General features: G+C 36.7%; 1 protein-coding gene. It reads right to left on the reverse strand.

Annotated elements, in window-relative coordinates; translation table 11 throughout:
- The coding region (locus AB0C84_RS46360) for an N-acetylmuramoyl-L-alanine amidase (protein ID WP_361079349.1) at positions 1–1019 on the reverse strand (1019 nt) is incomplete at both ends.

Below are 1019 nucleotides of genomic sequence, written 5' to 3' on the forward strand. Positions count from 1 at the left end.
GTTAGCCGGAGTAGAAGCACTGCCAGGCTTGTTTTTCACTGTGGTAATCTTAGGTGTATCGCCTTTCATATAAGCTCTAATTTGCTTAATAAAATAATCTTTTAACTTAAGTTGTGTTGCTTTACTCCATGTTTGCTTAGTTGGATCGATACCAGCATGCAATTTAGCAGAACGATGAGGACAAGCTGTATAACTAAATTCATTGTGTAAACGAACAGTATTTCTGTTAGCTGGCAACCCCCACTTTTTAAGTTTATGCGCTGCGAATTTAAGAGCTGTTTGTTCATTTTTAAGAAAATCTTTATCGCTTACATACATTGATTGATTAACTTCAATTCCGTAGAATTCGAAATTACCCGAACCCGGTTGAACGCCATCAGATACATGCCAAGCAATTCTATCTTCTGATATAGCTTCCCAAATACCGTTTCTATCAGCATATGCGTGAGCTATGCCTCTTGCTAATCTATTGTAATCTGCGTTTACTAGATTGTTGTAGTATTGCTTTGAATTCATTGTGCCGGCATCGTTATGAATGACTACACCTTTAGGTTTACGACCTCTCTTAGTCATAGTCCAACCTTTGATATGATTAGTATTAACTTTGATACTACTATTTTCCTTAACTAACTGTTTAGGAGCTGATTTTACATCTTTTTTAGGTTTTTCTACTTCTTTTGCTATTGGAGGGACTATAAAATGTGTTAAACCATAGTAGTTATCCCATCGCAAGCTAGGTTTTTTATTTGCCCAACTATTCCAATTTTGTTCTAAAATTTGGAAGCTAGTCGTATTACCGCCATTATATACAATACCAATGTGACCGTATTGAGCATAAGTGCCACTTGTAAATACTGCAATCCAACCCTCTTTAGGTATCGTTGATGGCTTGTTCTCTATAACTCTCCAACCTTCAGGGAATTTATTATTAGGGAAATCTTTAGCGTTCCCCCACGCTCTATACTTATTATCAGTTAGCCATAATATATAGTCCGTAGGTAAATCGGCACATTGCGCGT

The sequence above is a fragment of the Actinomadura sp. NPDC048955 genome (assembly GCF_040649435.1).
Lineage (GTDB): Bacteria > Actinomycetota > Actinomycetes > Streptosporangiales > Streptosporangiaceae > Spirillospora > Spirillospora luteofluorescens.